This is a genomic window from Caulobacter sp. (assembly GCF_035254145.1).
Taxonomy (GTDB): Bacteria; Pseudomonadota; Alphaproteobacteria; order Caulobacterales; family Caulobacteraceae; genus Caulobacter.
The window spans coordinates 1-5,471 of the sequence record NZ_DATFAV010000117.1; the positions used below are offsets into that span (position 1 = coordinate 1).

Below are 5,471 nucleotides of genomic sequence, written 5' to 3' on the forward strand. Positions count from 1 at the left end.
CCGCTCGGTGGTGGTCGACGCGGTGTTCCTCAAGCCCGAGGAACGCGCCCGCGCCGAGGTTCTCGCCAAGACCTGCGACGTCGCCTTCCAGGGCGTCTGGCTGGAAGCCCCGCCCGAGGTGCTGCGCGCCCGCGTCGCCGCGCGGGTCAACGACGCTTCCGACGCCGACGTGGCGGTGCTCGAGTCCCAGCTGGCCCGTGACCCGGGCGAGATCGCCTGGCGCAAGGTCGACACGGTCAGCGCCTTCGAGGACGAGGCTCGCGCCCTGGCCGAGGCGATGGGGTAGGGGGCGGACGGCGCCATAAGGGCGAGTCTCGCGCGGCATAGTCCGGCTCGCCCCTCGTCATCCCGGAAGCCTCGACCGGTATGACGAGCGTGAGTGGTCATTTGGCGGCGAGCCTTCGCGCTTGTTCGCATCACGCGCTCCACCGCTCGACCTATGGGCGTGCTGCATTGCACAACGGCGCGCGCCCCTCTAGCTTCTCCTGAACAACGATAATCAACCGGGAGAGAAACAAGCCGATGTACGGGCTGATGCAGCATGGGGCGCTGACCCTCGACAAGATCATCGATCACGCGGCGCGCTGGCATGCCGATCGCGAGGTGGTCAGCCGGTCGGTCGAGGGGCCTATCGTGCGCACGACCTACGGCCAGATGCGCGATCGCGCCAAGCGCGTGTCGAACGCGCTGTTGGGCCTGGGACTGAAGCCCGGCGACCGGATCGGCACCCTGGCCTGGAACACCGGCCGTCACATGGAGGCCTGGTACGGGATCATGGGGCTGGGCATGATCTGCCACACCCTGAACCCGCGCCTGTTCCCCGAGCAGATCGCCTGGATCGGCGACCACGCCGGGGATCGGGTGATCTTCACCGACCTGACCTTCCTGCCGATCATCAAGCAGATCGTCCCGCGCATCCCCAGCGTCGAGCACGTGGTGGTGTTCACCGACCGCGACCACATGCCGGCCGACTTCGCCCTCTCGGGGGACGCGCCGCACTTCAAGGGTCTGCTGGCCTATGAGGACTTGGTCGAGCAGCACTCGGCCGACTGCGCCTGGGGCGGCTTCCCCGAGGAGACGGCGGCGGGGCTCTGCTACACCTCGGGCACGACGGGCGACCCCAAGGGGGTGCTGTACTCGCACCGCTCCAACTTCCTGCACACCTTCATCACCCTGCAGCCGGACGTGATGGGGCTGTCGCAGAAGGATGTCGTGCTGCCGGTGGTTCCGATGTTCCACGCCAACGCCTGGGGCGTGGCCTTCTCGGGGCCGGGGACCGGGGCCAAGATGGTGATGCCGGGGGCCAAGATGGACGGGGCCTCGATCCACGAGCTGCTGGAGACGGAAGGGGTGACCTTCTCGGCCGCCGTGCCGACCGTCTGGCAGATGCTGCTGCATCATCTGGAGAGCACCAACGGCAAGATCACTACCCTGAAGAAGGTGGTGATCGGCGGGGCGGCTTGCCCCGAGAGCATCATCCGCGCCTTCCACGACAACTACGGCGTCGAGGTGGTCCACGCCTGGGGCATGACCGAGACCTCGCCGGTCGGAACCCTGTCGGTGATGACCGAGGACCTGGCCAAGCTGCCCTATGATCAGCAGATGCCGTGGCGCCTGAAGCAGGGGCGCCCGCCGCTGGGCGTCGACATCTGCCTGAAGGACGACGACGACAAGCGCCTGCCCCACGACGGCAAGGCGTTCGGCCACCTGAAGATCCGCGGCCCGATCATCGCGGCCGAATATTTCAAGGGCGCGGGCGGCGATATCCTCGACGAGGAGGGCTATTTCGACACCGGGGACGTCGCCACGATCGACCCGGAAGGCTTCATGCAGATCACCGACCGGGCCAAGGACGTGGTCAAGTCGGGCGGCGAGTGGATCAGCACGATCGAGATCGAGAACATCGCCGTGGGCCATCCCAAGGCGGCCCTGGCCGCCGTGGTCGGCGTGCCCCATCCGAAGTGGGACGAGCGTCCGGTGTTGCTGATCAAACTCAAGCCCGGCGAGACGGCGACGCGGCTGGAGTTCCTCGACTTCCTGCAGGGCAAGATCGCCAAGTGGTGGACGCCTGACGACGTATTGTTCGTCGAGGACATTCCGCTGGGCGCGACCGGCAAGATCGACAAGAAGCTGATCCGCAAGCACTTGACCGACGAGGGGTACGCGCTGCCGGGTTAGGGCCTCCCCCAACGCCTGGCTCTCGTCATCCCGGCCGGAAGACCGCGAAGCGGACTGTGGAGCCGACCCCTGGGTCCCGGATAGCCTCTGCGAGGCTTCCGGGATGACGAGGGATCCTCGAAGGACTGGCGGCCTTCAGACGCGATGGAGTCTGTCCCCCGTCACGCCAGCCGGTACTTCCCTTCCAGTCCCGCGCCTTCGGCGACGACTCGGCCTTCCTTCACCAGCAGGATCATGTGGGCCAGGACCGAGAGGGCGGCCGCCGGGTGCAGGCGGGGATCGACGGCGGCGTAGAGGCTCGGGACCATGGCCGGGATTGACGTGAAGCCCGCGTTCAGCGCCTCGAGGATCTGAGCCTCGCGGGCCCGGCGGTGGGCGACATAAGCGTCGACGAACGGGCCGACCTCGCGCACCGGGGCGCCGTGCGTCGGCCACAGGGTGTCGAAGTTCTGGGCCCGCACCTTGGCCAGGCTTTCGAAATAGTCGCCCATGTCGCCGTCCGGCGGGGTGATCACCGTCGTCGACCAGCCCATGATGTGGTCGCCGGAGAACAGGGCGTTCTCCTCGCGCAGCGTAAAGCAGACATGGTTGGAGGTGTGACCCGGCGTGGTCAGCGCCTCGAGCGTCCAGCCAGGCCCGCTCAGCACGTCGCCGTCGGCGAGTTCGACGTCCGGCCGGAAACGGCCATCGGCGCCTTCCTCCAGACCCGGAGCCGTGGCCTCGCCATGGTCCGGCGGGGCGGGCCGACCGTACACCTTGGCGCCGAACGCCTCGGCCAGGGGACGGGCGAGGGGGCTGTGGTCGAGGTGATGGTGGGTGACCAGCACGTGGGTCACGCGCTCGCCGGCCAGGGCCGCCTTCAGCGCCTCGAAATGCTCGGGAAGGTCGGGGCCGGGATCGATCACCGCCACCTCGTCCCGGCCCACGATGTAGACGCCGGTGCCGGTATAGGTGAACGGGCCCGGATTGCGGGCGATCACCCGCCGGATCAGCGGCGAGACCTGGTCGCAGCGGCCATATTCGAACGCCAACTCGCGGACGAAGGGAATCATGCGGAGGCTCCCGGTTTCAGCCTGATGGCGGCGCCGCTCTTGCGCTGGACGGCCCCAAGTAACCCGGAGACCCTGGCCATGGCGGCGGACGCGGCGATTTTTGTTTCAAAACGGCTCCAGCGCGCGGCCTTCGCCGTCCTGTGTATCATGCTGGCGCAATTCGTCCTGGCCAGCTGCCAGGCCGAACCGACGCCAATGGCGGCGCGCCAGGCGGTCTCCTTCTAGCGGCTTAGTTCGGCAGGACGCCCGACAGGTCGTAACCGGCCTGGAGCCCCTGATCGACCAGGGTCTGGCGATCGGCGCCCGCCAGCGCCTGGCCGACCGACCAGGTCACGATCGAACGCGTGCCCGAGCGACAGAAGGCCAGCACCGGGCCCTGGGCGGCGTCGACCGCCGCGCGAACCGCCTCGACCTGCTCCGGCGTCGGGCCGCCGCGTACGGGCACGTAGAGATAGTCGAGCCCCGCGGCCCGCGCCGCCGCCTCGATCGTCGCGCTCGACGGCTGGCTGGGATCCTCGCCGTCCGGCCGATTGTTGATCACCAGCACGAATCCCTCCGCCGCGGCCTTGGCCATGTCGGCTTCGGAGACCTGGGGGCTCACCGAGAGAGAGTCGGTGACGCGTCGAAAATCACTCATGGATCCGCCGGTGCAAAAAATTCTCGCGACGCGATCCGCCGCCGCCCCATCTTTGCGAGGGACGGTCGCCTAGGCAATGGTCAGGAAAGCTCCGGGCGATGCGCGATTACGAGGCGCGTGGCGGTTGAGTTCCGCCGCCGCACCGTCCGAAAGTTAAACTAATTTCATCTTTGAGCCGTCCAAACAGGCATGGTTTGTTGCAAGTCAAGCGGGGCAAGCAATTTTGTATCTGTCGCCTAAGCAAAACTTCGATTTCAAGAACCTCGTTATTTGTGATCAAAATAGACCAGCTAAAACAATATCATCGGGAATATATTGCTCAACCTTAATAACCGCCGACATGAACGGCGGACGCTGATTGCCGGAAAAGAGGCGATGCTGTGGCGTTTTTGCGACAGACGCGCGCCATGTCGATTACAATTTCGCAATGACAATTGACCCTCGGCGGCGGCCACTCCTAACGTCCCCTTAACCGGGGAAATTGTTTCCGGGACACTAGTGATCTGGTGGCGCCGTTAGGCGGTTTTCCGCTCCAGGCCGGACAAAGTTTCTAGAGGGGTTCTGTCCGGCTTGCCGCCCGCGCCACGTACAGAGGGGATGCTGATCAGCATGAATTCCATCGAAGACAGCGCCATGTCGGCGCGCCAGGCTTTGACGCCCAATCAAAAGCGCTTCAAGGACCTGTCCAAAGGGGTGAGCCGCGCCGCGCTCGGCATCGCCCTCGGCATGGTTGTGGCGGGGGCCGCCCTGGCTCAGTCGCAAACCGGCGCCCTGCGCGTCACCGTCAACGGCGCGAACGGCGCCCCTGTCGCCGGCGCCACGGTGACGATCCGCTCGCCCGACAGCCTGGTGACCCGTACGGGCGTCACCGACGCCGAAGGTCGCGTCCGCGTCAGCGGCCTTGACCCGGCCACCAACTACACGGTGAGCGTGGCCTCGCCCGGCTACACCGACTTCAGCACCAGCAACGTCGCCGTCGTCAGCGGCAAGGACCTCAGCGTCGGTTATGCGCTGGCCGCCACCGGCAACACCGTCGAGGAAGTCGTCATCACCGGCCGTTCGCTCGCGGCCGTCGACGTCACCTCGGCCATGGTCGGCACGACGCTGACCCTGGAGACCGTGGAATCGCTCCCCACGGGCCGCAGCTACCAGACCTACCTGCAGCTGATTCCGGGCGTGAAGCCGTCCTCGGGCGGCAACCCCTCGTCGCGTTCGGGCGTCAACTACGCCGACGTCGACGGCGCCACCGGTTCGTCGTCCGACAACCTGTACTTCCTCGACGGCGTCGACGTAACCGACCCGACGACCGGCACTTTCGGCGCCAACTTCAACTCGGAAATCATCCAGGAACAGCAAGTCCTGGTCGGCGGTCTGCCGGCTGAATACGCCGGTGGTTCGGGCCTGGTCTCGCGCGTCGTGACCAAGTCGGGCTCCAACCAGTGGCACGGCTCGCTGAACTACTACCTGCAGAACGACAGCCTGGTCGCCAAGGACAAGCACCAGTCGTCGGGCGGCTTCAAGACCTACGACACCGCCTTCACCCTGGGCGGCCCGATCATCAAGGATCGCCTGTGGGTCTTCGGTTCGTACCAGAAGAAGCACCG

6 protein-coding genes are annotated in these 5,471 nt (G+C 66.6%); 4 read left to right on the top strand and 2 right to left on the bottom strand.

The window, feature by feature from the left end; translation table 11 throughout:
* Positions 1-286, top strand: a 286-nt coding sequence (locus tag VJ655_RS06710) for an AAA family ATPase (RefSeq protein WP_324110289.1), incomplete at its 5' end; no start/stop codon positions are given.
* Positions 287-522: 236 nt separating this feature from the next.
* The gene (locus VJ655_RS06715; RefSeq protein WP_324110290.1) at positions 523-2,178 is read left to right on the top strand and encodes a long-chain-fatty-acid--CoA ligase; all 1,656 of its coding nucleotides are present in this window, start codon (positions 523-525) and stop codon (positions 2,176-2,178) included.
* A 161-nt stretch (positions 2,179-2,339) separates the two neighbouring features.
* Here the strand turns inward: VJ655_RS06715 and VJ655_RS06720 are convergent, their stop codons facing one another.
* Complete coding sequence (locus VJ655_RS06720) at positions 2,340-3,230, bottom strand: MBL fold metallo-hydrolase (protein WP_324110291.1); 891 nt, start codon at positions 3,228-3,230, stop codon at positions 2,340-2,342.
* 78 nt (positions 3,231-3,308) lie between these two features.
* Here VJ655_RS06720 and VJ655_RS06725 point away from each other — a divergent pair, with 78 nt between their 5' ends.
* Positions 3,309-3,455, top strand: coding sequence for a hypothetical protein (locus VJ655_RS06725; protein WP_324110292.1), 147 nt, complete (start codon positions 3,309-3,311; stop codon positions 3,453-3,455).
* Positions 3,456-3,459: 4 nt separating this feature from the next.
* On the opposite strand, the gene VJ655_RS06730 is transcribed toward VJ655_RS06725, so the two are convergent.
* Positions 3,460-3,867, bottom strand: a complete 408-nt coding sequence (locus tag VJ655_RS06730) for a TIGR01244 family sulfur transferase (RefSeq protein WP_324110293.1) — start codon at positions 3,865-3,867, stop codon at positions 3,460-3,462.
* 609 nt (positions 3,868-4,476) lie between these two features.
* Between VJ655_RS06730 and VJ655_RS06735 the strand changes: the two genes are divergently transcribed.
* Positions 4,477-5,471 (top strand): TonB-dependent receptor (locus tag VJ655_RS06735; protein WP_324110294.1); only part of this gene is annotated, 995 nt, incomplete at its 3' end.